Raw genomic sequence first — 23,876 nt, 5'->3', positions numbered from 1 at the left:
GGTTTATGACAATAAGGAAGGCTTGTCCTTCCGCACGGGGAGAGAATACATATGGAAATTCGGGAGCTGTTGTTCGGTCTGCATGAGATGGAGGGGATTGGCTGGAAAAGCATCGACAAGATCCGCCGGGCGGGTCTTTTGACGAATGCTGTCTTCTCCTGTTCTGCTGAGGACTTAGAGCGGGCTGGAATCAGCGGTGTAATATCCGCCCGCCTGGCTGCAGAGTTTAATGAAGCATGGGTGCTGAAGCGCCGCTCTTTAATGGAAGAAAGCGGTGTAGCGATGGTCACGATTCTGGATGATCACTACCCTGTACAACTGCGGGAAACCCCTCAGCCTCCTTGGGTATTGTACTATCGTGGCCGTCTGGAGCTGGCTTCCCGTCCCTCTGTAGCTATGGTTGGGACCCGGGTGCCTACCGCTTATGGACGCAAGGTGGGGGAGATGCTGGCAGGACAGCTAAGTGCAGCCGGTCTCACGGTTGTAAGCGGCCTGGCAAGGGGGATTGACAGTGTCTGTCATGAAGCGGCGCTGGGCGGCGCCGGAGGGACCATTGCGGTGGTGGCAACCGGCCTCGATAAGGTCTATCCTCCGGATAACCGTGAGCTGGAGCGGCAGATCTCGCGGGAAGGGCTGGTTCTTAGCGAATATCCTATCGGAACTCCGAGTCATCCGGGATTATTCCCGCAGCGCAACCGGATTATCGCCGGACTGGGGCTGGGAACAGTGGTGGTGGAAGCAGACAGCCGCAGCGGGTCCCTGATTACCGCCGATGCTGCACTCGAAGCAGGCCGGGATGTATTTGCCGTACCGGGTCCGCTAACCTCTCCCAAGAGCAGGGGGGCGCTGGAGCTGATCAAGCAAGGTGCAAAGCTCGTAACCTGCGCCTCAGATATTGTGGAAGAATACCTGTCCTACCTGCCAGCCAAGGGGCCGGGAGCAGCTTCTGCAGGAGCAATCGAGCGGGAGAGTCCAGCCGACCTGATGGAAAAGAAATTGACAAGTGAGGAGCTGCACCTTTACCATATACTGCATCAAGGCCCATTTACACTCGATGAGCTGCTGGCGTCGACAAGGTGGGATTTTGGACATTTGCATTCAGTTCTGTTATCTTTAATCATAAAAAAAGCGGTAACACAATTACCGGGTGCAATTTATAAGGTAATTTAATATAGAAGTAACTGTGGTAAGCATAGACCTCCTGGTTCCGGCCGGGTCTGAGGACTGAATTCAGGAGGTTGACTGCTTGCAAACTTTTGGGAGGAAAACCTATGGCAGATGCGTTGGTTATTGTAGAATCACCATCAAAAGCAAAAACGATTGGGAAATATCTAGGCAGTAAATATATTGTGAAGGCATCAATGGGGCATATCATAGATTTGCCAAAAAGCCAGATCGGCGTAGATGTGGAGAATGATTTTAATCCCAAATATATAACGATCCGCGGCAAGGGTTCTATATTGAAGGAACTTAAGGATGCCAGCAAAAAAGTGAAAAAAGTCTATCTCGCAGCTGACCCGGACCGCGAAGGTGAAGCGATTGCCTGGCATTTGGCAAATGCCCTAAATTTGGACAACACACAGGAATGCCGCGTGGTCTTTAACGAAATTACAAAGCAGGCTGTGAAGGATGCCTTCAAGACGCCGCGCAAGATTAATATGGATCTGGTGAACGCGCAGCAGGCGCGGCGTATACTTGACCGGCTTGTCGGTTACAAGATTAGCCCTTTATTATGGAAGAAAGTCAAAAAAGGGCTCTCTGCTGGACGCGTACAATCGGTAGCGGTCAAGATCGTCATGGACAGGGAGAACGAAATTTCCGAATTCGTTCCTACAGAATACTGGAGTATTACGGCCAAGCTAGCGATTCGGGATTCTGAATTCGAGGCCAAGTTCCACCGGCTGAACGGCGAGAAGAAGGAGCTGGGCCAGGAGAGCGATGTGCAGGAAGTGCTGGAAGCGATTAAGAACGCTGCCTTCCAGGTCAAAGAAGTGAAAGAGAAGGAAAGACAACGGCATCCATCCGCTCCGTTCACGACAAGCTCACTACAGCAGGAGGCTGCCCGTAAGCTGGGCTTCCGCGCGTCCAAGACGATGTCCGTCGCACAGCAGCTCTATGAGGGAGTTGAGCTAGGCAAGGAAGGCACTGTAGGGTTAATCACTTATATGCGTACGGACTCCACGCGTTTATCTACTACAGCCCAGGATGAAGCCAAGGAGCTGATCCAAGCCAAATACGGTGAGAAGTTCATTCCCGAGACGCCGCGCCAATATTCCAAGAAAGCTGCCGGCGCTCAGGATGCGCATGAAGCGATCCGTCCGACCTCTGCGCTGCGTGAGCCTGATATGGTCAAGGAATTCATGAGCCGTGACCAATTCCGGCTGTATAAGCTGGTATGGGAGCGTTTTGTGTCCAGTCAGATGTCTTCCGCGCTGCTGGATACATTGTCGGTAGATATTACAGCCGGTACAGCAATATTCAGAGCGGTAGGGTCCAAGGTCTCGTTCCCGGGCTTCATGAAGGTTTATGTGGAAGGTAATGACGATGGCACCACAGACGAAGAGAAGTTTCTCCCGCAGCTTAAGGCAGGCGATGAGCTGGTGAAGCGCGAGATTGAGCCGAAGCAGCATTTCACCCAACCGCCGCCAAGATATACAGAAGCCCGTCTCGTCAAGACACTTGAGGAATTGGGTATAGGCCGTCCAAGTACGTATGCGCCGACCCTGGAGACGATTCAGAAGCGCGGGTATGTGGCGATTGAAGAGAAGAAGTTCATGCCAACGGAGCTTGGCGAGCTGATCATAGAGCAAATGGAAGAGTTCTTCCCGGAAATTCTCGATGTGGAATTCACCGCCCATATGGAAGGGGATCTTGACCATGTGGAGGAAGGCGCAGAGAATTGGGTGAAAGTTCTGGCCCAGTTCTATGAATCCTTTGAGAAAAGACTCCTGTACGCGGAAGAAGAAATGAAGGAAATTGAAATTGAAGATGAGGTTTCCGATGAGCTATGTGAGAAATGCGGCAAGCCGATGGTCTATAAGCTGGGCCGGTTCGGCAAATTCCTGGCCTGCTCCGGATTCCCGGAATGCCGCAACACGAAGCCGATCATTAAGGATATCGGTGTAAGCTGTCCGAAGTGTCATGAAGGCAAGGTAGTGGAACGGCGCAGCAAGAAGGGACGTGTCTTCTACGGCTGCGACCAGTATCCGGGCTGTGACTTTGTCTCCTGGGATAAACCGTCCCTGAAGCCTTGTCCGGCTTGCGGCTCCTGGATGATAGAGAAGCGCAACAAGCAGGGAACCAAGCTGCAGTGCACCTCATGTGATCACACAGAGGCTGTGCTCGACAACGATGAAGCAGAATAATAGGGTCACAGGAGGAACGGAAATTGACAGAAACAGCAAAAGTAACCGTCATTGGAGCAGGTCTGGCCGGGAGTGAAGCCGCCTGGCAGATCGCTTCGCGCGGAGTTCCAGTCAGATTGTATGAGATGCGTCCAGTGGTGAAGACACCGGCGCATCATACGGATCAGTTCGCCGAGCTGGTCTGCAGCAACTCACTGCGGGCCAATGGCCTCGGGAACGCGGTGGGTGTACTTAAGGAAGAAATGCGGCGTCTGGGCTCCCTGGTGCTGGGTGCAGCCGACAGGCATGCTGTTCCGGCAGGAGGCGCTCTTGCCGTTGACCGGGACGGCTTCTCCGGCGAAATCACATCCATGCTGCATAACCACCCTCTGGTGGAAGTCATAAACGAAGAACTTACGCATATACCGGAGGAAGGGATTGTTGTTATTGCCACCGGGCCGCTGACTTCACCCTCCCTGTCTTCGGAGATTAAGGGACTGCTGGGCGAGGAATACTTTTACTTCTACGATGCTGCGGCTCCAATAGTTGAGAAAGACAGCATTGATATGAGTAAGGTATACCTGGCTTCCCGCTATGATAAAGGCGAAGCTGCCTATCTGAACTGTCCGATGACGGAAGAGGAATTTGATGTTTTTTATGATGCGCTGATCTCGGCCGAGACGGCTGCACTCAAAGATTTTGAGAAAGAGATCTACTTTGAAGGCTGTATGCCGATTGAAATTATGATGAGACGCGGCAAGCAGACGGCGCTGTTCGGCCCTATGAAGCCAGTAGGCCTGACTAATCCTCACACAGGCAAGCTGCCTTACGCGGTTGTGCAACTGCGTCAGGACAATGCTGCCGGTACGCTGTATAATCTCGTTGGCTTCCAGACCCACCTGAAGTGGGGCGAGCAAAAACGGGTATTCTCTCTCATTCCGGGCCTGGAGCAGGCTGAATATGTGCGTTATGGTGTCATGCACCGCAATACATTCATTAATTCTCCCAAGCTGCTGCAACCCACTTATCAGATGAAGGGCCGTGAGAGGCTGTTTTTTGCCGGTCAGATGACCGGGGTTGAAGGGTATGTAGAATCTGCGGCATCCGGTATGATCGCCGGTATGAATGCAGCGAGAGCTGCGCTTGGCGAGGAGAGCCTGATCTTCCCCGAGGATACGGTGCTGGGCAGCATGCCTGCCTATATCACTTCAGCAGATCCTGAACATTTCCAGCCGATGAATGCCAACTTTGGCCTGCTGCCGAAGCTTGAGACCCGGTTCCGCAGCAAAAAAGAGAAGAACGAACGTCTGGCTTACCGGGCACTTGACAGCCTTGCTGCTTATGCTGCAGCCCATGAGTTGAGTTATACAGAGCCAGAGCCGGTGGATGCTGAGCCGGTAGAAACGGATAGTCCGGCACAATAGGTTCAGTCTCGTATTACCTAATTTGAGGAGGGTGCCCATCATGTTACCCAGCTTTCATGCAACTACGATTTGTGCGGTAAGACATAACGGCCATGCGGCGATTGCCGGTGACGGTCAGGTTACATTCGGAGAGAGTGTCATTATGAAGACGACGGCCAAGAAGGTCCGCCGCCTGTATAGAGGCCAGGTGATCGCCGGGTTTGCGGGCTCCGTTGCCGATGCGATTACACTGTTCGAGAAGTTCGAGGGGAAGCTTGAGGAGCATCACGGCAATCTGCAGCGAGCAGCGGTGGAGCTGGCCAAGGATTGGCGTCAGGACCGCATTCTGCGCAAGCTGGAAGCGCTCATGATCGTAATGGATAAGGAAGGCATGCTTCTGATCTCCGGCAACGGTGAAATCATCGAGCCGGATGATGATGTGCTGGCGATTGGCTCCGGCGGCAACTTTGCGCTGGCTTCCGGGCGGGCGCTCAAGCGTCATGCCTCACATCTGGGTGCCGGTGACATTGCCAGAGAAGCGCTGCAGATTGCTTCCGAGATCTGTGTATATACCAATTCCAATATTATTGTCGAACAGTTATAGGCAAGGTGCCATATATAAAGGGAGGAAGTCACAATGGTGAATCAATCGCTTACGCCCCGCCAGATCGTAACAGAGCTTGACAAGTATATCGTAGGTCAAAAGCAGGCCAAGAAATCCGTGGCCGTTGCTCTTCGCAACCGGTATCGGCGCAGTCTGTTGTCCGAGGAGCTGCGGGATGAGGTTGTGCCGAAGAATATTCTGATGATTGGACCTACCGGTGTAGGTAAAACAGAGATTGCCCGGCGTCTGGCCAAGCTTGTTAATGCCCCATTCATCAAAGTGGAGGCTACCAAATTTACAGAAGTCGGTTATGTGGGTCGTGATGTGGAGTCGATGGTCCGCGATCTGGTGGAGACCTCAATCCGCATGGTGAAGCTTGAACGCACCGAAAAGGTAAAGGACCGGGCAGAAGAGCTGGCGAATGAACGGATTGTGGCGATACTGGTTCCGTCCTCATCGAAGGGCAAATCGCAGCGTAATCCGTTTGAGATGATTTTTGGCGGAAACAACGGCAATGCGGAGGAATCCAAGGAAGAGCCGGAGGACGGTAGTCTGAGTGAGCGCCGCAGGGGGATTAAGTTCAAGCTGCTTGCCGGCCAGCTGGAGGATGATGTCATTGAGATTGATGTTGAGGACACGACTCCATCCATGATGGATATGTTCGCGGGTCAGGGCAATGACCAGATGGGCATGAATATGCAGGAGATGTTCGGCAACCTGCTGCCGAAGCGTACGAAGAAGCGCAAGCTGCCGATCCGTGAAGCCCGCAAGGTGCTAATTCAGGATGAAGCAGCCAAGCTGATTGACACGGACGATATGATTCAGGAGTCGGTAACCCGTGCAGAGCAATCCGGGATTATTTTCATCGATGAGATCGACAAGGTGGCCAGCCAGGGCAAGGGCTCCGGTCCCGATGTATCCCGCGAAGGCGTGCAGCGTGATATTCTGCCAATCGTCGAAGGATCGACGGTCATGACCAAATACGGGCCGGTGAAGACGGACTATGTGCTGTTCATCGCCGCAGGAGCTTTTCATATTGCTAAGCCTTCGGATCTGATCCCTGAGCTTCAGGGACGTTTCCCGATCCGTGTGGAGCTGAGCAGTCTTACACTGGAGGACTTTGTATCTATTCTTACGGAGCCTGAGAACGCACTTACGAAACAATATGTTCATTTGCTGCAGACCGAGAACATAGAAATACAGTTCCAGAAGGAAGCGATTCAGGAAATTGCCAAGATCGCGGCCTCTGTGAATCAGAATATGGAGAACATCGGGGCACGGCGTCTTCATACGATCCTGGAAAAGCTGCTGGAGGATCTGTCGTTCGAGGCGCCTGAGCTGACGCTCGACACAATGGTCATCACTCCGGAGTATGTTCGCGAAAAACTGGCAGGAATCGCGCAGGACCGCGACTTAAGCCAATATATTCTGTAAGATGACAGAGCCATAAAATCATCGCTATAGGTAATTAGAATTATGGCTATTCAAAATTGATTCTAAATTCATGCATAAAAAGTTAAAATATTCTATAATGGAACATATAATGTAATATAAAAGGAAAATAATTGTAAAAACATGCTTTAAGCCCTCTCTTTTCAGAAAAGATAGGGCTTATTTCTTATTGTAATAATATACAAATTCTAAGAGAATCAATGTATGTGAGATTGACATAAGAATCAATCATCGACATGGTTCGACTTTGAGTCGAGAATGTTGTGAGAAAAATGACTTTTTTTGTCGAAAATAAGCAGGGATTTAGACAAAGTTGTGGAATTCTTTTCATTATGATAGGTTTGGAAGGGGGATTACTATGGGTTTGCTGAACAGTGTCAGTTTTCAAAGATTACAAGGAGGCCTAGATGCCGCCACCAAACGACAAAGTGTTCTGGCTAATAATGTAGCAAATAATGATACACCAAATTTTAAACGTTCAGATGTTAGCTTTGAAAGCTTCCTGAAGGATCAGGAGAGCGGACTTAAGCCGACGCTGGGTGCGAAAGTATCAGACTCCCGTCATTTCCGATTCGGGACAGTGACCGGCACACCGGCTGCTGTCGTCAGTACGGATGAGATTACTTCTATGAATAACAACGGCAATAATGTGGATATGGATCGTGAACAGGCGCTGAGCGCCGAGAACCAGCTGAGATACAACTCTTATGTAGAACAGTTGAACAGTCAGATTACAATGATGCGTACAGTTGTACAGGGAGGGTAATAAATAATGAACTTTGGCAGCAGCTTTGGTATTAGTGCCTCAGCGTTAACCGCCCAGCGTCTGCGGATGGATGTAATCTCTTCCAATATCGCCAACGCCGAGACTACAAGAGCCTCCGTCGTGGATGGCAAAGCCGTACCTTACCGCCGCAAGCTGACCGTTCTGGAAACCACCCAGGCTGACAGCTTCGCGAATATACTTGGCTCCAAAATGAGCGGCGGCAATGATGGCGTCAAGGTGAAATCGATTATCGAGGACTCTTCTCCGCTGAAGCCAGTGTATAATCCGAGCCACCCTGATGCTGACGCTGATGGTTATGTGTATATGCCGAATGTGGATGTGACCAAGGAAATGGTGGACATGCTGTCTGCCTCCCGTTCTTATGAAGCGAATGTTACGATGCTGAACGCATCCAAATCCATGGTGACCAAGGCGCTTGAAATCGGCCGGTAGAATGAATTGACTGTCTAGGAGGAGAAAAATTGATACAGAATTTATTGATCGGGAACCAGGCTATTCAGCCGTTGGCTATGAAATCCGCAGCTGCAGAATCCTCAGCTGTTCAAGAGCCGGGACAGAGCTTCGGTTCATACCTGGAGAATGCGCTTAACCAGGTAGCAGATCAGGAACAGCAGGCGAAAGACATGAGCAACAAATTTGTACTGGGAGAGGTCAACATTGATGAAGCTATGATTTCGTCCCAACAGGCATTGCTGAGTTTGCAGTTGACTACACAAGTCCGGAACAAAGTGATTGAAGCCTATCAGGAAATTATGAGAACTCAAATCTAAATGATCCTAGCTACGTTTCGGATGGGGTGACACTGTGAATGAAAGATTGACCCAGTACCGGGACAAGATAACCCAGTATTGGAACAGATTCAGCGGTAAACAGAAGATAATGTTTTTCTCTACTCTGTTTATTATCATAATAGTAATCGTAGTTACGACTATGCAGTTATCGAAGGTAGAATACGAGGTTGCTTTTCAGGACCTGGACAGTACCGATTCAGCTGGAGTTATGAGTTATTTAGATACCTCGGGGGTGTCTTACCGCTTAAGCCCGGATGGGAAAAGCATCTCAGTACCCAGTACGGACGCTGCGCGTATCAAGATAGCTGTTGGTTCTCAGGGAATCGTACAACAGGGCTCGATCGGGTATAAGGTGTTCAATGAATCCTCGTCGATGATCGGCACTACAGACAGTGAATTCAATGTTAAATACAACAATGCGCTTAATGGTGAAGTTGAACAACTGATGAGAAGGATGCAGGGGATTAAAGATGCCAAGGTGCTCATTACCCTGCCGAAGGAGACGGTGTTCGCCTCACAGGAGGATCAGGAGAAAGCCCAGGCTTCCGTGGTGATGAGCTTTGATCCGGGATTCAGACCCTCGCAGGAGAATATTGACGGCTATTTCAATCTCGTGAAGACCGCTGTCCCGAATCTTCCCATCGACAACATTACGATCACCAATAACGAGGTGGAGCTGAAACCGACGGCCAAGGGCGGCCAGGCGGGGATCTCCAGCCAAGTTGAAGAGAACTTCGCACTCAAGAAGAAATTCGAGGACGATGTCAAGAAAGATGTTAAGCAATTCCTGAGTACCCTCACAGGTCCCGATAAGGTCGATGTCCTAGTGTTCTCCAAGCTTAATTTCGATAAGGAGAACAGAAAGGAAGATGTCGTAGTACCGGTGGATGCTGAGAATATGAAGGGGATTGAGATCAGCTCGCAAATTATCAGCAAAACGTTCTCGGGCCAAGGAAACACATCCGGAGGAGTCGCAGGTACAGGTTCTGAAGATGTTGCAGGTTATCCTGCGGGGGCTGACACAGGTGCTTCTTCTTCTGAGGAATCATCGGAGACAAGGAACTTTGAAGTTACGAGAATCACAAAAGATATCATCGCAAGTCCATATACTGTAAAAGATTTAACCATAAATGTCGCGGTTGAACCACCTGCAGGACAAACAACTTTGGACGAGGCTACTTCAGGAGCGATACAGAACATTCTGGTCAACATTGTCCGTGCGTCACTGGCAGATTCAGGTATCACTTATACAGACGCCGACCTGACCAAAAAAGTTTCGGTATTCTCGCAACAATTTGGAGGTGCCACGGCTTCGACTACATCCGGCGGACTGGCAACCTGGATGATCTGGGCCATCGGCGCAGCCGCTCTGCTGGTCGGTGCAGGCGGAGGTTATCTAATCTACCGCAGCCGCAAGAACAAGCAGGAGGAAGAGGTAGAAGAAGATATTCCGCTGCAGGTTCCTACCGAGTTTCCTTCAATTAATATGGATAGCGTGACGAATGAAAGTCAGGTCCGCAAGCAGCTGGAAAGTCTGGCGAAGAAGAAGCCGGATGAATTCGTAAATCTGCTCCGCACTTGGCTTGCTGAAGAACAGAGGTGAAGAGATGGCAAAAGCTAGCCAGCAGGGACTCAGCGGCCGCCAAAAGGCGGCGATCCTGCTTATCACACTAGGGCCTGAAGTATCGGCACAAATATTCAAGCATCTGCGGGATGAGGAAATCGAACAGCTGACGCTGGAAATTGCGAATGTACGCAAAGTGGACAGCGGGGAAAAAGAGTCGATCATGTCCGAATTCCATCAGATCTGTCTCGCACAGGAATATATCTCGCAGGGCGGTATCAATTACGCCAAGGAGATCCTTGAGAAGGCTCTCGGCTCGGCCAAGGCGCTCGAAGTCATCAACCGCCTGACAGCAACGCTGCAGGTTAGACCTTTCGATTTTGCCCGCAAGGCAGATCCAAACCAGATTCTCAACTTCATCCAGAACGAGAATGTTCAGACCATTGCACTGGTACTCTCTTATTTGCAATTTGAACAGGCGGCCTCTATTCTGTCTTCCCTGCCTCAGGAGAAGCAGGCGGAGGTAGCCAGAAGAATAGCGATTATGGACAGCACCTCTCCAGAGGTGGTAACCCAGATCGAACGCGTGCTGGAGCAGAAGCTGTCTGCTACAGTAACCCAGGATTATACAAATGCAGGCGGTATCGAATCGATTGTACAGATTCTGAACGGCGTAGACCGCGGTACAGAGCGTACCATTCTCGATTCCCTGGAAATTCAGGACCCGGAGCTGGCCGAAGAAATCAAGAAGCGGATGTTCGTCTTCGAGGATATCGTCAATGTGGACAACCGTTCCATTCAGCGGATTATCAAGGATATCGACAACGCGGATTTGCAGCTTGCGCTCAAGGTGGCCAGCGAGGAAGTGCGGGATGTTATCTTCCGTAATATGTCCAAGCGTATGGCTGAGACCTTCCGCGAGGAAATGGAGTACATGGGACCTGTGCGGCTGCGTGATGTGGAAGAAGCACAGACCCGCATCGTAGGCACGATCCGCAGACTCGAGGAGTCTGGTGAAATTATCATCGCCCGTGGCGGAGGAGATGACATTATTGTCTAAGCTGATCAAACATTCTCAATACATTCCGGTAGATGTGCTGAAGCGGCTCGAACAGGCCAGACATCATGCAGGTCTGCCCGAAGAGCCGGCTCCTGTGGAGGCTCCTGGTGAAGTCCACTACCAGGACCCCGCCAGGGAAGCGGCGGAGCAGTCGCGCAAGCAAATGCTGAAGGATGCTCAGGAGTTCGCGGAAAGTCAAGTCCGCAGCGCCTCCCAGGAAGCTGAGAATATTGTGGAATCAGCGCGGACTGAAGCGGAAAACTGGTGGCTGCAGCGCAGGGAGCAGGATGAGCTGCTGATCGAGGCTGTCAAATCCGAAGGGTATCAGCAAGGCTATCAGGAAGGTCTGGCGCAAGCGGAGCAGGAGATGTCCCAGCGACTTGCCGAGATGATGGAAGAAGCGCGGATGGTGCTTCAGGAAGCGTACCGGGCAAGGGATGTAATTGTTCAGGAGGCGGAACCGTTTCTTGTGGAACTGAGCTGCGATATTGCCGAGAAAATCGTGGACAAGCAGCTTACTATTGAACCGCAGTTTGCGATGGATCTGATCCGTAAGAATCTGGCCCGCAAACGCGAGCAGGGGTTAATCTCGCTGTGTGTGTCTCCTGCGCAGTTTGCTTTTGTCAATGCGGCCCGGGAAGAGCTCTCGCTTGCTGTGGACTCACAGGCCGAACTACAGATTCTCCCGGATTCAACGGTCAGAGATCTGGGGTGTGTGATCCGGTCTTCCTTCGGCAGCATCGATGCTCGTGTGGATACCCAGCTGGCCGAAATTAAAAAAGAACTGCTAAGAATCGCTCTGGACTCGGATGAACACAGAAATGGGGACGACGATGCTTGACAGCAGAAGATACAAAGATCAGCTGCGTAACTTCGATCCTGTGCGGATTAACGGTAAGGTTACGCAGGTTATCGGGCTGATGGTGGAGTCGGAAGGGCCTGACGCCAGCATCGGTGATGTCTGTTATATCTATCCTGCCAAAGGAAGTAAGCCACTCCAGGCAGAGGTTGTAGGGTTTCGTGATAACAAGGTGCTGCTAATGCCGCTTGGAGAACTGCAGGCTATCGGGCCTGGCTGTGATGTGGTGGGCACCGGCAAACCGCTGAGCGTTCAAGTAGGCTCGGAGCTGCTGGGGAAGGTCCTTGACGGTCTCGGACAGCCGCTGGATGGTTCACTGATACCGGCCAGAATGCCGCATAGCTCAACCTTCAACATTCCGTCCAATCCGCTTAACCGCCCGCGGGTTGCCGAGCCAATCAGCATTGGAGTCCGCGCTATAGATGGACTACTGACTATCGGCAAGGGGCAGCGGGTAGGGATTTTTGCCGGCTCAGGGGTAGGTAAGAGTACGCTAATGGGGATGATTGCCCGCAACACCTCGGCAGATGTCAATGTAATTGCGCTGATCGGCGAGCGGGGCAGAGAGGTGCTTGATTTCATTGAGCGCGATCTGGGACCCGAAGGTCTTCAGCGTTCGGTGGTCATTGTGGCCACTTCCGATCAGCCTGCGCTGATCCGGATCAAGGGGGCGCTGATCGCCACTACGATTGCCGAATATTTCCGCGACCGTGGTCTGAATGTCATGCTGATGATGGACTCGGTAACACGTTATGCGATGGCGCAGCGTGAGGTGGGACTGGCAGTCGGCGAGCCTCCGGCGATGAGAGGGTATACACCTTCTGTGTTCGCCAGTCTGCCTAAGCTGCTGGAACGGGCCGGAACGGGTCCTACAGGCTCAATCACTGCGTTCTACACGGTGCTGGTTGACGGCGATGATATGAACGAGCCGATAGCAGACGCTGTACGCGGCATTCTGGACGGGCATATTGTCCTGAACCGGAATATAGCCAATAAAGGACATTTTCCGGCGATCGACGTTCTCTCAAGCATCAGCCGGGTGATGAAGGATATCGCCCCGGAGGAGCAGATTGCAGCGGCTGAGAATGTTAAGCGTCTGATGGCGGTGTATAAGGATTCCGAGGATCTGATTAACATCGGGGCCTACCAGAGAGGGTCGAACGCTCAAATCGATGAATCGATGCATTACATCGACAGCATCTGGGAGTTCACCAAGCAAAAGGTGAACGAGAAGGTAACCCTTAGCGAAGTGCAGCAGTCTTTGATTTCACAGTTCTCGAGGAGTTGATTGATCATGAGATTCCATTATACTTTTCAAAAAGTGGTGGACTTGAAGGGTAACGAAAAAACACAGGCAGAGTGGATGCTCTCAAGCGCACTCGGAGAACTGCAGGCACAGGAAAAAAGCCTTGATGAATTAATTGAACAGCGCAGCACAGTGATGTTGTCCTTGCAGACTGCGGCACAGCAGAAGACACCTATGGCGAAGCTTCGTGAAATGCAGGATTATGTGGATTATCTCGACAAATGCATTGCCCGCAAGCTTTCCGATATCAGTCTGGCGCATATTGAGGTTCAGAGTAAACAGGATCAACTGAGTACGAAGGTTCTGGATGAGAAGGTATGGCTCAAAGCCAAAGACAAAGCACAAACCGCATTTGTGCAGAATATGAATTTACGGGAACAAAACGAACTGGATGAGATGGCTACCGTCCGCTTCGCGATGAAATCCCTCTAACCCGGGAGGTTTCCGCTAGTGGCAAATAATCAAATGGAACTTGAAGATGAAGGGTCGGCAGGCAAATTAGAGCGTTTTTTGTTCTTGATGATTCCAATCATTTTCACGCTTGTACTGCTTGGGGTATTGTTGACCCTATTTAATATGGATATCCGCAACAACGTCCTGGCGATTGCCAACAAAATTCCTATTATAGAGAAATGGGTACCTGATCCGCCGCCGGACCCGGCAGCGCCAGGTGAAACCGCAGAGAATCCGCCGGCAGAGAGCAAAGAGCAGGCCACAAGCTCCGCGAGCACGATCAAAGAACTCAAGGCACAGCTTACCGCTGGGGAGGAGAAGCTGAAGAAGGCTGAGGAGGAGAAAGCGGCGGAGGTCAGCAAGGCTGAAGCGCTTCAGAAGCAGGTTGAAGAATTAAAGGGCGCCGCTGAAACGGCAGCAGCCACCGAAGAGGATGAAGATCCTTATCTGAAGAAAGTGACGGATCTGGCCAAGCTGTATGCCGGGATGAAAGCCTCCAAAGCGGCACCGATTATGGAGAATTTGACTACCGATGAGATGGTTCAAATCTTCAGTGTGATGAGCAATTCCAGCAAATCGGCTATCCTGGAAAAAATGGACCCCAAAAAAGCGGCGGATGTCTCCATAAAGCTAAAAGAAACAACAAATTCAACCGATATGGCTATTGCAGCGTTGCAATCCCGGCTGAAGCAGGAGGCGGGTACCGCTACTCCCAAGCCTTCCGCCAATCTGAATCAGGAGAAGCTTGGGCAGACCTTCACCAGCATGCCCGCTGCGGATGCGGCAGTGCTGCTCGGCTCCATGTACAGTCTTAGTCCGGATAAGGTCATTACTATACTGAATACAGTCAGTGACTCGGTCCGTTCCTCCATTCTGGGGGAGATGACGAAGAAAGACAGCAAGCAGACTGCCAAGATTGTAAACCGCCTGATGGGCGGAAAGTAACTTTTGAAGGGAGGTGAAAAATTATGAGTATCATTCTACAAACCTTAACCGCAGGCAATGCGGCTGCTTCCGGCGGAACAACACCGGGGACAACCGGAACGGTTAACCCGGCGACACCTTTTGCCCAGACACTTGTGCAGAGCATGGGAGGAGTTACCGCAGTTAAAGGCGCTGAGACTCCTGTATCCGGTAATTGGGCTTCATTACTGCAAGGACTTTTGAGTGCTGTACAGGCTAAGGGAGAAGAAGAGACAGGCGGTGCAGATGTCAAGCAAGCCAACCTGCTGGAAGGTCTTGTGCAGGATATAGAGAAGCTGGACACCAGTCTGGAAGCTGATCCGGCGCTAATTGCAGCGCTTCAAGGCTGGCTGCTTCAAGTATCTGCTTTTGTATCCGGCAGTATCTCTACAGGTCCACAGGATGCCGCAGCGACTGCTGGGGACGCTTCTATCAGCTTGTCACCGCTTGCTCAGAGTCCTGAGACCCTGCGCTTCGCCGTTCAAGACGAGCTGAATAGCCTGGTTCAACTGGTTCAGACTGCTGCAGTAAGCGGCGATCAGGACACAGCAGCCAAAGGAGCGGTTCTTCTGAATCAATTCTCGGCCATTCTGGCGGAGAGCGTACCTGTTGATCACAAGTCCAAGGCTAACAAGGCTCCAGCAGTTGTTGATGCTCCAGCAGTGTCACTTAAGCAAGCAACGGGAACCGAGCCTAAAGTGGAAATGTATAGCAAAGTAGATTTGGCAGTGGATGTCCGTAGGTTATTGGGGGCTTCAGCTAGCACTCGTTCCATGTTGGATGCAGCAGCAGCCGGTACCACCGAAGCTGTAATTGCAGATGAGAGTTCCACTCCTGTGCTCACAGGAATGGCAGCACCGATGAAGAAGGCCTTATCTGCCGAGGAGGCGGTGTCCGCTGGCGAAGCAGCGACCGCGGAGCCGGAGGTTGTAACTGCCGGCCAATTATCACTTAGGCAAGGGATTACTGCACCGCTGAAGGCGGAAGCAGCGCCAGTGCCGGTTCAGCAATTCGCCCAGCAGATGAACACATTCATCAGCGGCAAGCTTGAGATTGTCAAGAAGGGCGGGGTGGCTGAAGCTACTATTACTTTATTCCCGGAGAATCTTGGACAAGTGGATGTGAAGATTACCATGCAAAACGGAAATCTGGTAGCACAGTTTATGACCCAGCATGCCGGAACCAAGGATATGCTTGAGCAGCAGATGAGCCAGCTTCGTTTGGCATTGCAGTCCCAGGGACTTCAGGTAGAGCGCTTGGAAGTTACGCAGAATAACAACTCCCCTCAGTCACAGTGGACCGGACAACAGGGTCAGCAGACAGGCGCGGGCGGACAGCAGCAAGGGAGACGTTCGCGGGAACGTCAGGAAGAATCAGCAGACGCCGTGCTAGCCGCAGAACTTAATGGAGAATGGAAGGATTGGGTGTCAGCAGCTCAGCAGGATAGCAACCAGAGCGGCGGATTCTCAACCAAGATTTGATCGACAGGATAAGCGAGGTGAAATGATATGGCAACGAATCCCGTGTCTAACAGCAATCAATGGAATTATGTAGCGAATGATAAGACACCCAAGACAACAGGCACTTCTACACTGGGCAAGGATCAGTTCTTGAAAATACTGATTACCCAGCTGCAGAATCAAGACCCGATGCAGCCGATGGAAGATAAGGAATTCATCGCTCAGATGGCTCAGTTCTCATCCGTAGAACAGCTTATGAACATATCCACCCAGCTTACAGCGCTGAATCAGTCTCTTGGCTCTGTGTCAGGATTGATCGGTAAGGATATCACCTGGACGGATGCCGAGACGAAATTGCCGAAATCAGGCAATGTCGAATCGATTGTTGTCAGCAGCGGCGTGCAATACGCAGTGGTAGGCAAGGAACGAATTGCTTTAACGGATATTTCGCAAATCCAGAATGCCGGCACTACACCTCCAGCGGGTAGCGAGACACCAGCGGCCAGCGAGACTCCGGCAGCCAGTGAGACTGCGACAAGCGGCGGGGAGAGCGGGGAAGCAACATGAGTGACAGACTAACTATCGGACAGTTATACCCGGCAGCTGTACACCCTTCCGCTCTGCAGCGTCAGCAATCTGTTAAGGGTTCGCCAAGTCCTGAAGCTTCGTTCGAGAGTGTGCTGCAAAAGAATATGCTGAAGTTCAGCAACCATGCAGCCAAACGCCTGGAGCAGCGGGGAATCGAGCTTGGCAGTAGTCAACTGGATCAAATCTCCTCTGCTGTAGATAAAGCAGCCGCCAAAGGCAGTAAAGAATCTCTGATTCTTATGAAGGACATGGCATTGATTGTAAGTGTGAAGAACCGGACAGTGGTTACAGCGATGGACGGAAATTCAATGAAAGACAATGTATTTACGCAGATTGACAGTGCTGTAATTATATCTTGACTTCGGCTGGTCCTTACTGGAGAGCCGAAAGTGGCTGCCGACCGACTGACGCGGCCACCGCTCCAGCTTTATCTTTCAATTCTTAAGAGTCAGAAGACTCTATAACCGGGAGGACGATTAATAATGTTAAGATCTATGTACTCAGGGGTTTCAGGTATGCGCGGATTCCAAACTAAGCTCGATGTCATTGGTAATAATATTGCGAATGTCAATACTATCGGCTTCAAGTCAGGTCGCGTGATGTTCAAGGATATCATGAGTCAGACCGTCTCCGGGGTTACGGCACCCGGGGAAGAGGGGCAAGGCGGTGTCAATGCCAAGCAAATCGGTCTTGGGGTATCCATCGGTTCCGTTGATACTATGCACACAGCTGGTAGTGCGATGACAACGAATAACCCCACAGATCTGCGGATCGACGGAGACGGATTCTTTCTGGTGAAGCTTACGGGTGACCAGGAAGTACCGTTCCTGACCCGTGCCGGGGATTTTCATGTGGACGCCAGCCGCAATCTGATTACATCGGATGGCTTACATGTCGTTGACTCCGGGGGCGCACCCATTCAGATCGGTGACGATGTTACGGCATTCTCCATCTCCAGTGACGGAACGATTGTGCAGACGATGGCGGACGGCACTACTGAATCCGGTGTTCAGATTGGCATGGGTAAAGTCAGCAATCCCCAGGGGCTTGAGAAGATCGGCGGCAATTTGTACCGGATGTCCTTAAATGCAAATGCCGAAGGAGCACTGGAGCCCACAACTGCCAATGATCCAGAAGTGGGAACAGGTACTATCGTTGCCGGCCAGCTGGAAATGTCCAATGTGGATCTGACCAGCGAATTTACGGAAATGATTGTTACCCAACGTGGTTTCCAGGCGAATTCGCGGATTATCACCACTTCCGATGAAGTACTGCAGGAAGTTGTTAATCTGAAGCGTTAAGTTTGAACCGCAATATGTAACTTGCTGTATAATAACGTTTTGCCTGTTGCGGAAATGTTATTGCAGTCGTGGGGGAGGAGCTCCTCCCCCTATTTATGTTAGGAGGCCTGTCATGATTTCAGTAACAAGATTGAACGGGGCGGGGATGTGGCTGAATGCCCTGCTGGTTGAAATGGTTGAGGAATCACCGGATACGTATATTACGCTGGTAACCGGCAAGAGACTGATCGTGCTTGAAAAGGCCGATGAAGTCATTAGCAAGATCAAGGAATATAACAGGGACATAGGCATACACGCTGCCACCATTAAAGTCCAGTCAATGGAGGAGCTTTCATGAAAAAGATGCTGCCATGGCTCATCACGATTTTGCTGGCCGTTACACTCATCGTAGTAGCCGCATTCTTACTAATGGACAAAATTTTCCCAGGTGATGGGAATGAAGTGAGCAAGGCTGTCCAGAACGTGGAGACGAAGAAGATGACTGCTGATGAAATTGTTGAGATGACCGCCGAAATCCAGGATATCAAAACTAATCTTGCTGATCCCGATTACATCCTTTCAGTTGACATCGCGCTTCAATTAGATTCAGCGGCGTCCAAGGAAGAATTCGAAAAGATAAAATCAATTAAAATAACACCGCTGATTATCAAAGCTATTGCCGATGCCAAACCCGAGGAGCTGAATGGGGCCAGCGGCAAAGATCAGTTCAGCAGCAAGCTGGTGAACATCATCAATAAGAATTTGACTGAAGGTTCTATCACCCAGATTGAATTCACCAAATTTATACTGGCATCTATGTAGCTGCAGGCGGGTTAATTCTTTGATGGGGGGGTGATTGAAATTGGTTGATGTACTATCACAAAACGAAATTGATGCTCTGCTTGCTGCACTTTCATCCGGTGAAATGGATGCCGACGAACTTAAAAAAGAGGAAACCACTAAAAAGATCCGCTCTTATGATTTCAAACGGGCCGTACGCTTCTCCAAAGATCATATCCGCAGCTTAACCCGGATTCATGATAACTTTGCCCGCTACCTTACGACGTACTTTTCGGCCCAATTGCGCACCTTCGTGCAGATCAGTGTCGTTCAAGTAGAGCAGCTCCCTTATGACGAGTTTATCCGCTCCATTCCCAAAATGACGATATTGAATATTTTTGAGGCCGAGCCGCTGGAGGGCCGGATGGTGATGGAGGTGCATCCGAATATCGCTTTTGCCATGCTAGACCGGCTTTTGGGAGGCTTCGGAATAGCACCCTCCAAAATTAATGCGTTGACTGAAATCGAAACGACTATTATGGAGAGGATTTTCAGCAGATGCTTTGAAAGTCTGCAGGAAGCCTGGAAGACGGTGCTTGATATCCATCCCCGGATGGAGGCGCTGGAAACGAATCCGCAGTTTATGCAAATTGTATCGCCAAATGAAACGATTGCCCTGATCTCCCTCAGCACCAAAATAGGAGACACGACAGGGATGATCAATCTCTGTATCCCCCACGTTGTGCTGGAGCCGATCATGTCCAGGCTGTCCGTACACCAGTGGTTTGTCTCTGAGAAAAAGGTGAGGGATGAGGATGAGCTCGAAGCCATCCGGGCAAGGGTTCACCGGGCGCAGCTTCCAATCGTGGCTGAGCTGGGGGAATCGAAGTTATCTATTGCTGAATTTCTCGGGCTCAGCGTCGGTGACGTGATTTCTCTTAACAAGACTGTGGATTCCGGTCTGTCGATTAAGGTAGGGGACAAGCTGAAATTCATTGGAAGTCCTGGGATGATCAAAGAACGTGTGGCTGTGCAAATAGACGAGATTGTCAGCGAAGGGGTTGAAGAGTTTGACGAGTAAAGATTATTTGTCCCAGGAGGAGATAGATGCTCTTCTAAGACAGTCTGCGGAAGGCAATTTGGCTCCTTCACCGAAGACCGTGGATGATTACTTAACACCTTTTGAACAGGATGCACTGGGAGAGATCGGTAATATCACTTTCGGAAGTGCGGCAACCGCACTCTCTACCCTGCTGGGTAAGAAGGTAGACATTACTACCCCTAAGGTGTCCATTATTACACGCGGAGAGTTCGAGGAAGCCTTTCCTAAACCTCATGTGGCTGTTCACGTACAGTATGTGGACGGGTTCCAGGGAATCAACTCTCTGGTTATCAAAATCAGGGATGCCCAGGTCATTGCCGACTTAATGCTCGGGGGTGAAGGTGAGCCCAAAGATGAGGAACTGAATGAAATTCATATCAGTGCCGTCCAGGAAGCGATGAATCAGATGATGGGCTCGTCCGCCACCTCGATGTCGACGATCTTTAACAGATTCGTCAATATCTCTCCGCCCGGCATCGACATTCTTAATATGTCCAGCGGAGAAGGGGTAGGAAGCCTTCCTGATGATGAGACCCTGATTCAAATTTCCTTCCGGCTGAAGATCGGCGATCTGATTGATTCCACCATCATGCAGCTATTGCCGGTACAATTCGCCAAGGATATGGTGACCATGCTGCTTGGCGATGTCAGCCAGGCTGATCAGGAAGCGGCAGTCTCCTCTGCTGCATCAACACCTAAGCCTGCTGCAACACCAGAACCAGAGCCTGCCCCCGCACCGCCTCCAGCACAGCAGCAGATGCCAGCGCCGGATGCAGGAGGGAACCCGCCGCAATATCCGCCGCAGGGTCAGGGTATGCCACCTTATCCGGGAATGCCGGAAGGGGGATATTATTATCCTCCGGCAGGGATGCCGGCCTATGGGATGCCGGGTATGCCGCCTTACGGAATGCCGCCGCAGGGAATGCCTTATCCGCAGTCTCAGCCGCAGAATCCTGCACAGGGCCGCAATGTGAATGTGCAGCCTGTACAATTTGCGAATCTGAGTGCAGGGGCTTTTGGCAATATCGACGAAAATAATTTAAATTTATTGATGGACATACCACTGAAGGTAACCGTAGAATTAGGAAGGACCCAGAAGCAGATCAAAGATATTCTGGAAATGTCGCAAGGTTCAATTATTGAACTGGACAAGCTGGCAGGTGAGCCTGTTGACATTCTGGTTAACAACAAGCTCATTGCCAAGGGGGAAGTCGTAGTTATCGACGAGAACTTCGGTGTCCGCGTTACGGATATCGTCAGCCAGTGGGACCGTATACAAAAATTACAATAAGCATACTTAGGGAGGATTTTGTAAAAATGGCTAACCGAATTCTAATCGTGGACGATGCAGCATTTATGAGAATGATGATCCGGGACATTTTGTCGAAGAACGGATTTGAGGTAGTGGGTGAAGCCCAGGACGGTTCACAGGCTATAGAGAAATTTAAGGAACTGCGTCCGGATCTGATCACGATGGATATCACCATGCCTGAGATGGACGGAATCGCCGCCCTTAAGGAAATCAAAAAAGTGGATGCCAATGCCAAAGTTATCATGTGTTCAGCCATGGGTCAGCAGGCTATGGTTATTGATGCAATTCAGGCCGGTGCCAAGGACTTTATTGTGAAGCCTTTCCAGGCTGACCGTGTAATTGAAGCTATCAATAAAACGCTGGGTATATAGGAACAAGGTATGTTATTTGCTGCCGGAACGCTCGGAGACAGTAGTAATGCCCTGCTGAATTTAATGAAGGTTGTTTTTTTTCTGGCAGTCATTATTATCCTTATCGTGCTGCTGATCCGTTTTCTGGGACGCCGCAATCAGACTCTGATGAGCGGCCGTTCCATCCGTACCCTGGGTGCGCTGGGGCTTGGTCCGAATAAGTCGATTCAGATTATTGAGCTGGGCAGCAGCCTCTATCTGATCGGAGTGGGCGATGACATCTCCATGATGGATAAAATCACCGATCCTGCAGAGGTGGCGCTGATTATATCCGCTTTTGAAGATCAGGCCTCAGGAACGGACAACTTCATTGCACCGCTAGTCGCCAAAATCAAGTCCAAGCTGCGCGGTGAGGTGCCGTCCGAGGAAATAGAGATTCATGAGACTTCGTCTTTCTATGAGACGCTGCAATCCAAGCTTGCCCTGGCGCCTGAGCGCAAAGAGAAGCTGGAGGAACTGCGCAGGGATGAGGATCTCAAGAAAGAGTCGGAGGATTTATGAAAAAAAAGCTGATTCTTTCTTTACTGTTGCTTGGCATTTTCAGTGTGCTGCTCCTGCATCCGGTTCATGCCGACCCGATTCCTAATATCAACATCTCGGTGGGTGATAACGATGCCGCAAGCGGGGGGACAAGCTCCATATCCATCCTGCTCCTGGTAACGGTGCTGAGCATAGCTCCTTCATTCCTGGTGCTGATGACCAGCTTCACGCGGATCGTGATTGTACTGGGGTTCGTAAGAACCTCACTCGGTACACAGCAGATGCCACCGAACCAGGTGCTTGTGGGACTGGCACTATTCTTAACGCTGTTCATTATGTCCCCAACCCTGGCAACCGTGAACGAGACGGCCTTACAGCCCTATATGAAGGGCACTCTGACCCAGAGCGAAGCCCTGAACAAAGCGCAGGAGCCGATTAAGGAGTTTATGTTTAAGCAGACGAACACGAAGGACCTGCTGCTGTTCATGAACTATACCGGCAATAACGCTACAGTGAAGCCAGCCAGCTATAATGATATTCCTTTAACAGTACTGGTACCTGCTTTTGCGATCGGTGAGATGAAAAAGGCCTTTACCATGGGCTTTATGATTTTTATACCTTTTCTTATTATTGATATTGTGGTGTCCAGCACCCTGATGGCCATGGGGATGATGATGCTGCCGCCGGTAATGATATCTTTGCCTTTCAAAATAATGCTCTTTGTGCTGGTGGACGGCTGGTACCTTGTAGTCAAATCGCTGCTGCTGAGTTTTAACACCTGACATGTAAGAGGAGGCATATGGGATGAATGCGGAGTTTATTATCGGTCTGGCCGGCCAAGCCGTATATTTAGTGCTGGAGACCAGCGCCCCCATGCTGATTCTCGGTCTGGTGGTAGGACTGATCGTCAGTATCTTTCAAGCCACAACCCAGATTCAGGAGCAGACCCTGGCGTTTGTTCCCAAAATCGTAGCCGTACTGCTTGCTTTGCTGCTATTCGGTCCGTGGATTATAACGAAGCTGGTCGATTTCACCAGTCAAATCCTGGGCAGTCTCTATATGTATATCGGTTGAGACTATGAATATAGAGACCTTACTGCAAAGTTTTCCTGTCTTTCTGTTGATTTTTTGTCGAATTACAGCCTTTTTTGTTGTCGTTCCTGTCTTTTCGTCGCAAAGCGTGCCGACAACATTCAAAATTGGTTTGTCTTTTTTTGTGTCCATGGTCATCTTCAGCTCAGGCAGCATGAATATTACGGTTCCGCAGGATCTGGGGTTTATCCTCCTGATTATCAGGGAGGCTTTAATCGGGCTGTTGCTCGGATTTATCGCCTACCTGATGTTTATGACGATTCAGACGGCGGGCTCTTTCATCGATATTCAGATCGGATTCGGGATCGCTAACGTCATCGATCCGATGACTGGAGCATCGGCGCCGATCATCGGCAACTTCAAGTATATGATTGCGCTGCTGCTGTTCTTAAGCATGAATGGTCACCACTACCTGCTGGATGCCATCGTATACAGCTACAAATGGGTGCCGATAGATAATGATTTATTTCTCAAAATGATCAATGGAAGCTTGTCTGAGTTTTTGATCCGCACCTTTGCCCAATCCTTTATCCTGGCCTTTCAAATGTCGGCTCCGCTGGTTGCTGCACTGTTCCTGACGGATGTGGGGCTGGCCTTCCTGGCTAGAACGGCTCCGCAATATAATGTGTTCGTAATCGGTGTTCCGCTCAAAATCATTATTGGTCTGGCGTTGCTTCTTATACTGATGCCGGGGCTGGCTGCGCTGTTCCAGAATCTCTTCGAGATTATGTTCGAGTCCATGCACAACCTGCTTGGCCTCATTGGGAAGAGTCCTTAGGCTACGGT

Annotated in this window: 27 protein-coding genes; all 27 read left to right on the top strand. The window is 50.6% G+C overall.

Going from position 1 to position 23,876, the window contains the following annotated elements:
* The first annotated feature begins 51 nt into the window (after window positions 1-51).
* The 27 genes from dprA (at window position 52) to fliR (ending at window position 23,868) form a co-directional block, all read left to right on the top strand.
* The gene (dprA, locus tag NST43_RS17445) at window positions 52-1,170 is read left to right on the top strand and encodes a DNA-processing protein DprA (protein ID WP_339218317.1); all 1,119 of its coding nucleotides are present in this window, start codon (window positions 52-54) and stop codon (window positions 1,168-1,170) included.
* A 101-nt stretch (window positions 1,171-1,271) separates the two neighbouring features.
* Complete coding sequence (gene topA / locus NST43_RS17440) at window positions 1,272-3,365, top strand: type I DNA topoisomerase (RefSeq protein ID WP_209992705.1); 2,094 nt, start codon at window positions 1,272-1,274, stop codon at window positions 3,363-3,365.
* A 23-nt stretch (window positions 3,366-3,388) separates the two neighbouring features.
* Window positions 3,389-4,768 carry an FADH(2)-oxidizing methylenetetrahydrofolate--tRNA-(uracil(54)-C(5))-methyltransferase TrmFO gene (trmFO, locus tag NST43_RS17435; RefSeq protein ID WP_209992706.1) on the top strand — a complete coding sequence of 460 codons (1,380 nt, stop codon included), beginning with the start codon at window positions 3,389-3,391 and terminating at the stop codon, window positions 4,766-4,768.
* Between the two features lie 40 nt (window positions 4,769-4,808).
* Window positions 4,809-5,351 carry an ATP-dependent protease subunit HslV gene (gene hslV, locus NST43_RS17430; RefSeq protein ID WP_209992707.1) on the top strand — a complete coding sequence of 181 codons (543 nt, stop codon included), beginning with the start codon at window positions 4,809-4,811 and terminating at the stop codon, window positions 5,349-5,351.
* A 33-nt stretch (window positions 5,352-5,384) separates the two neighbouring features.
* Window positions 5,385-6,785 (top strand): ATP-dependent protease ATPase subunit HslU, encoded by a 1,401-nt coding sequence (gene hslU, locus NST43_RS17425; RefSeq protein WP_209992708.1) that lies wholly within the window; start codon window positions 5,385-5,387, stop codon window positions 6,783-6,785.
* 376 nt (window positions 6,786-7,161) lie between these two features.
* The gene (gene flgB, locus NST43_RS17420) at window positions 7,162-7,569 is read left to right on the top strand and encodes a flagellar basal body rod protein FlgB (protein WP_339218316.1); all 408 of its coding nucleotides are present in this window, start codon (window positions 7,162-7,164) and stop codon (window positions 7,567-7,569) included.
* A 6-nt stretch (window positions 7,570-7,575) separates the two neighbouring features.
* Entirely contained in the window at window positions 7,576-8,022 is a 447-nt protein-coding gene (flgC, locus tag NST43_RS17415) for a flagellar basal body rod protein FlgC (protein WP_036692480.1), read from the top strand.
* 77 nt (window positions 8,023-8,099) lie between these two features.
* A complete protein-coding gene (fliE, locus tag NST43_RS17410; RefSeq protein WP_339225454.1) occupies window positions 8,100-8,360 on the top strand; it encodes a flagellar hook-basal body complex protein FliE in 261 nt (86 codons plus the stop codon).
* 34 nt (window positions 8,361-8,394) lie between these two features.
* Window positions 8,395-9,984 (top strand): flagellar basal-body MS-ring/collar protein FliF, encoded by a 1,590-nt coding sequence (gene fliF / locus NST43_RS17405; protein WP_209992711.1) that lies wholly within the window; start codon window positions 8,395-8,397, stop codon window positions 9,982-9,984.
* Window positions 9,985-9,988: 4 nt separating this feature from the next.
* Complete coding sequence (fliG, locus tag NST43_RS17400; RefSeq protein WP_036692485.1) at window positions 9,989-11,005, top strand: flagellar motor switch protein FliG; 1,017 nt, start codon at window positions 9,989-9,991, stop codon at window positions 11,003-11,005.
* Window positions 10,998-11,846, top strand: a complete 849-nt coding sequence (locus NST43_RS17395) for a FliH/SctL family protein (RefSeq protein ID WP_209992798.1) — start codon at window positions 10,998-11,000, stop codon at window positions 11,844-11,846. Before fliG ends, NST43_RS17395 begins: the two co-directional genes overlap by 8 nt.
* On the top strand, window positions 11,839-13,152 hold the full coding sequence (fliI, locus tag NST43_RS17390) for a flagellar protein export ATPase FliI (protein WP_209992797.1): 1,314 nt from the start codon (window positions 11,839-11,841) through the stop codon (window positions 13,150-13,152). Before NST43_RS17395 ends, fliI begins: the two co-directional genes overlap by 8 nt.
* A 6-nt stretch (window positions 13,153-13,158) precedes the next feature.
* Entirely contained in the window at window positions 13,159-13,602 is a 444-nt protein-coding gene (fliJ, locus tag NST43_RS17385; protein ID WP_209992712.1) for a flagellar export protein FliJ, read from the top strand.
* Window positions 13,603-13,620: 18 nt separating this feature from the next.
* Window positions 13,621-14,568 carry a kinesin gene (locus tag NST43_RS17380; RefSeq protein WP_339218314.1) on the top strand — a complete coding sequence of 316 codons (948 nt, stop codon included), beginning with the start codon at window positions 13,621-13,623 and terminating at the stop codon, window positions 14,566-14,568.
* Between the two features lie 23 nt (window positions 14,569-14,591).
* Complete coding sequence (locus NST43_RS17375; protein ID WP_339218313.1) at window positions 14,592-16,067, top strand: flagellar hook-length control protein FliK; 1,476 nt, start codon at window positions 14,592-14,594, stop codon at window positions 16,065-16,067.
* A 27-nt stretch (window positions 16,068-16,094) separates the two neighbouring features.
* Window positions 16,095-16,613, top strand: a complete 519-nt coding sequence (locus NST43_RS17370; protein ID WP_209992714.1) for a flagellar hook capping FlgD N-terminal domain-containing protein — start codon at window positions 16,095-16,097, stop codon at window positions 16,611-16,613.
* Window positions 16,610-16,993, top strand: coding sequence for a TIGR02530 family flagellar biosynthesis protein (locus tag NST43_RS17365; RefSeq protein WP_209992715.1), 384 nt, complete (start codon window positions 16,610-16,612; stop codon window positions 16,991-16,993). The genes NST43_RS17370 and NST43_RS17365 overlap by 4 nt, the downstream gene beginning before the upstream one ends.
* A 123-nt stretch (window positions 16,994-17,116) precedes the next feature.
* Window positions 17,117-17,935, top strand: coding sequence for a flagellar basal body rod protein FlgG (gene flgG, locus NST43_RS17360; RefSeq protein WP_209992716.1), 819 nt, complete (start codon window positions 17,117-17,119; stop codon window positions 17,933-17,935).
* Between the two features lie 112 nt (window positions 17,936-18,047).
* A complete protein-coding gene (locus NST43_RS17355; protein WP_209992717.1) occupies window positions 18,048-18,272 on the top strand; it encodes a flagellar FlbD family protein in 225 nt (74 codons plus the stop codon).
* Window positions 18,269-18,736: a flagellar basal body-associated FliL family protein gene (locus NST43_RS17350; protein WP_209992718.1), complete on the top strand. Its 468-nt coding sequence runs from the start codon at window positions 18,269-18,271 to the stop codon at window positions 18,734-18,736. The genes NST43_RS17355 and NST43_RS17350 overlap by 4 nt, the downstream gene beginning before the upstream one ends.
* A gap of 40 nt (window positions 18,737-18,776) precedes the next feature.
* Complete coding sequence (gene fliM, locus NST43_RS17345; protein WP_209992719.1) at window positions 18,777-19,775, top strand: flagellar motor switch protein FliM; 999 nt, start codon at window positions 18,777-18,779, stop codon at window positions 19,773-19,775.
* Entirely contained in the window at window positions 19,765-21,087 is a 1,323-nt protein-coding gene (gene fliY, locus NST43_RS17340; protein ID WP_339218310.1) for a flagellar motor switch phosphatase FliY, read from the top strand. The genes fliM and fliY overlap by 11 nt, the downstream gene beginning before the upstream one ends.
* 26 nt (window positions 21,088-21,113) lie before the next feature.
* Entirely contained in the window at window positions 21,114-21,479 is a 366-nt protein-coding gene (locus NST43_RS17335; RefSeq protein WP_036692515.1) for a response regulator, read from the top strand.
* Window positions 21,480-21,488: 9 nt separating this feature from the next.
* Window positions 21,489-22,019: a flagellar biosynthetic protein FliO gene (locus NST43_RS17330; protein WP_209992721.1), complete on the top strand. Its 531-nt coding sequence runs from the start codon at window positions 21,489-21,491 to the stop codon at window positions 22,017-22,019.
* Entirely contained in the window at window positions 22,016-22,780 is a 765-nt protein-coding gene (gene fliP / locus NST43_RS17325) for a flagellar type III secretion system pore protein FliP (protein WP_209992722.1), read from the top strand. The genes NST43_RS17330 and fliP overlap by 4 nt, the downstream gene beginning before the upstream one ends.
* A 22-nt stretch (window positions 22,781-22,802) precedes the next feature.
* Complete coding sequence (gene fliQ / locus NST43_RS17320) at window positions 22,803-23,072, top strand: flagellar biosynthesis protein FliQ (RefSeq protein WP_036692523.1); 270 nt, start codon at window positions 22,803-22,805, stop codon at window positions 23,070-23,072.
* Window positions 23,073-23,076: 4 nt separating this feature from the next.
* Window positions 23,077-23,868, top strand: coding sequence for a flagellar biosynthetic protein FliR (gene fliR / locus NST43_RS17315; RefSeq protein WP_339218307.1), 792 nt, complete (start codon window positions 23,077-23,079; stop codon window positions 23,866-23,868).
* Window positions 23,869-23,876: the final 8 nt, after the last annotated feature.

The sequence above is a fragment of the Paenibacillus sp. FSL H8-0332 genome (genome assembly GCF_037963835.1).
Taxonomy (GTDB): Bacteria; Bacillota; Bacilli; order Paenibacillales; family Paenibacillaceae; genus Paenibacillus_AQ; species Paenibacillus_AQ rhizoplanae.
This window is presented reverse-complemented; position numbering and strand designations above follow the sequence as displayed.

Coding starts and splice junctions, on each gene's coding strand:
- fliP (WP_209992722.1), top strand. CDS start 22,016: ATGAAAAAAAAGCTGATTCTTTCTTTACTGTTGCTTGGCATTTTCAGT.
- flgB (WP_339218316.1), top strand. CDS start 7,162: ATGGGTTTGCTGAACAGTGTCAGTTTTCAAAGATTACAAGGAGGCCTA.
- NST43_RS17330 (WP_209992721.1), top strand. CDS start 21,489: ATGTTATTTGCTGCCGGAACGCTCGGAGACAGTAGTAATGCCCTGCTG.
- NST43_RS17350 (WP_209992718.1), top strand. CDS start 18,269: ATGAAAAAGATGCTGCCATGGCTCATCACGATTTTGCTGGCCGTTACA.
- fliR (WP_339218307.1), top strand. CDS start 23,077: ATGAATATAGAGACCTTACTGCAAAGTTTTCCTGTCTTTCTGTTGATT.
- flgC (WP_036692480.1), top strand. CDS start 7,576: ATGAACTTTGGCAGCAGCTTTGGTATTAGTGCCTCAGCGTTAACCGCC.
- fliI (WP_209992797.1), top strand. CDS start 11,839: ATGCTTGACAGCAGAAGATACAAAGATCAGCTGCGTAACTTCGATCCT.
- topA (WP_209992705.1), top strand. CDS start 1,272: ATGGCAGATGCGTTGGTTATTGTAGAATCACCATCAAAAGCAAAAACG.
- hslV (WP_209992707.1), top strand. CDS start 4,809: ATGTTACCCAGCTTTCATGCAACTACGATTTGTGCGGTAAGACATAAC.
- fliJ (WP_209992712.1), top strand. CDS start 13,159: ATGAGATTCCATTATACTTTTCAAAAAGTGGTGGACTTGAAGGGTAAC.
- fliE (WP_339225454.1), top strand. CDS start 8,100: ATGAAATCCGCAGCTGCAGAATCCTCAGCTGTTCAAGAGCCGGGACAG.
- NST43_RS17370 (WP_209992714.1), top strand. CDS start 16,095: ATGGCAACGAATCCCGTGTCTAACAGCAATCAATGGAATTATGTAGCG.
- NST43_RS17375 (WP_339218313.1), top strand. CDS start 14,592: ATGAGTATCATTCTACAAACCTTAACCGCAGGCAATGCGGCTGCTTCC.
- NST43_RS17365 (WP_209992715.1), top strand. CDS start 16,610: ATGAGTGACAGACTAACTATCGGACAGTTATACCCGGCAGCTGTACAC.
- hslU (WP_209992708.1), top strand. CDS start 5,385: ATGGTGAATCAATCGCTTACGCCCCGCCAGATCGTAACAGAGCTTGAC.
- flgG (WP_209992716.1), top strand. CDS start 17,117: ATGTTAAGATCTATGTACTCAGGGGTTTCAGGTATGCGCGGATTCCAA.
- NST43_RS17335 (WP_036692515.1), top strand. CDS start 21,114: ATGGCTAACCGAATTCTAATCGTGGACGATGCAGCATTTATGAGAATG.
- fliQ (WP_036692523.1), top strand. CDS start 22,803: ATGAATGCGGAGTTTATTATCGGTCTGGCCGGCCAAGCCGTATATTTA.
- NST43_RS17355 (WP_209992717.1), top strand. CDS start 18,048: ATGATTTCAGTAACAAGATTGAACGGGGCGGGGATGTGGCTGAATGCC.
- fliG (WP_036692485.1), top strand. CDS start 9,989: ATGGCAAAAGCTAGCCAGCAGGGACTCAGCGGCCGCCAAAAGGCGGCG.
- dprA (WP_339218317.1), top strand. CDS start 52: ATGGAAATTCGGGAGCTGTTGTTCGGTCTGCATGAGATGGAGGGGATT.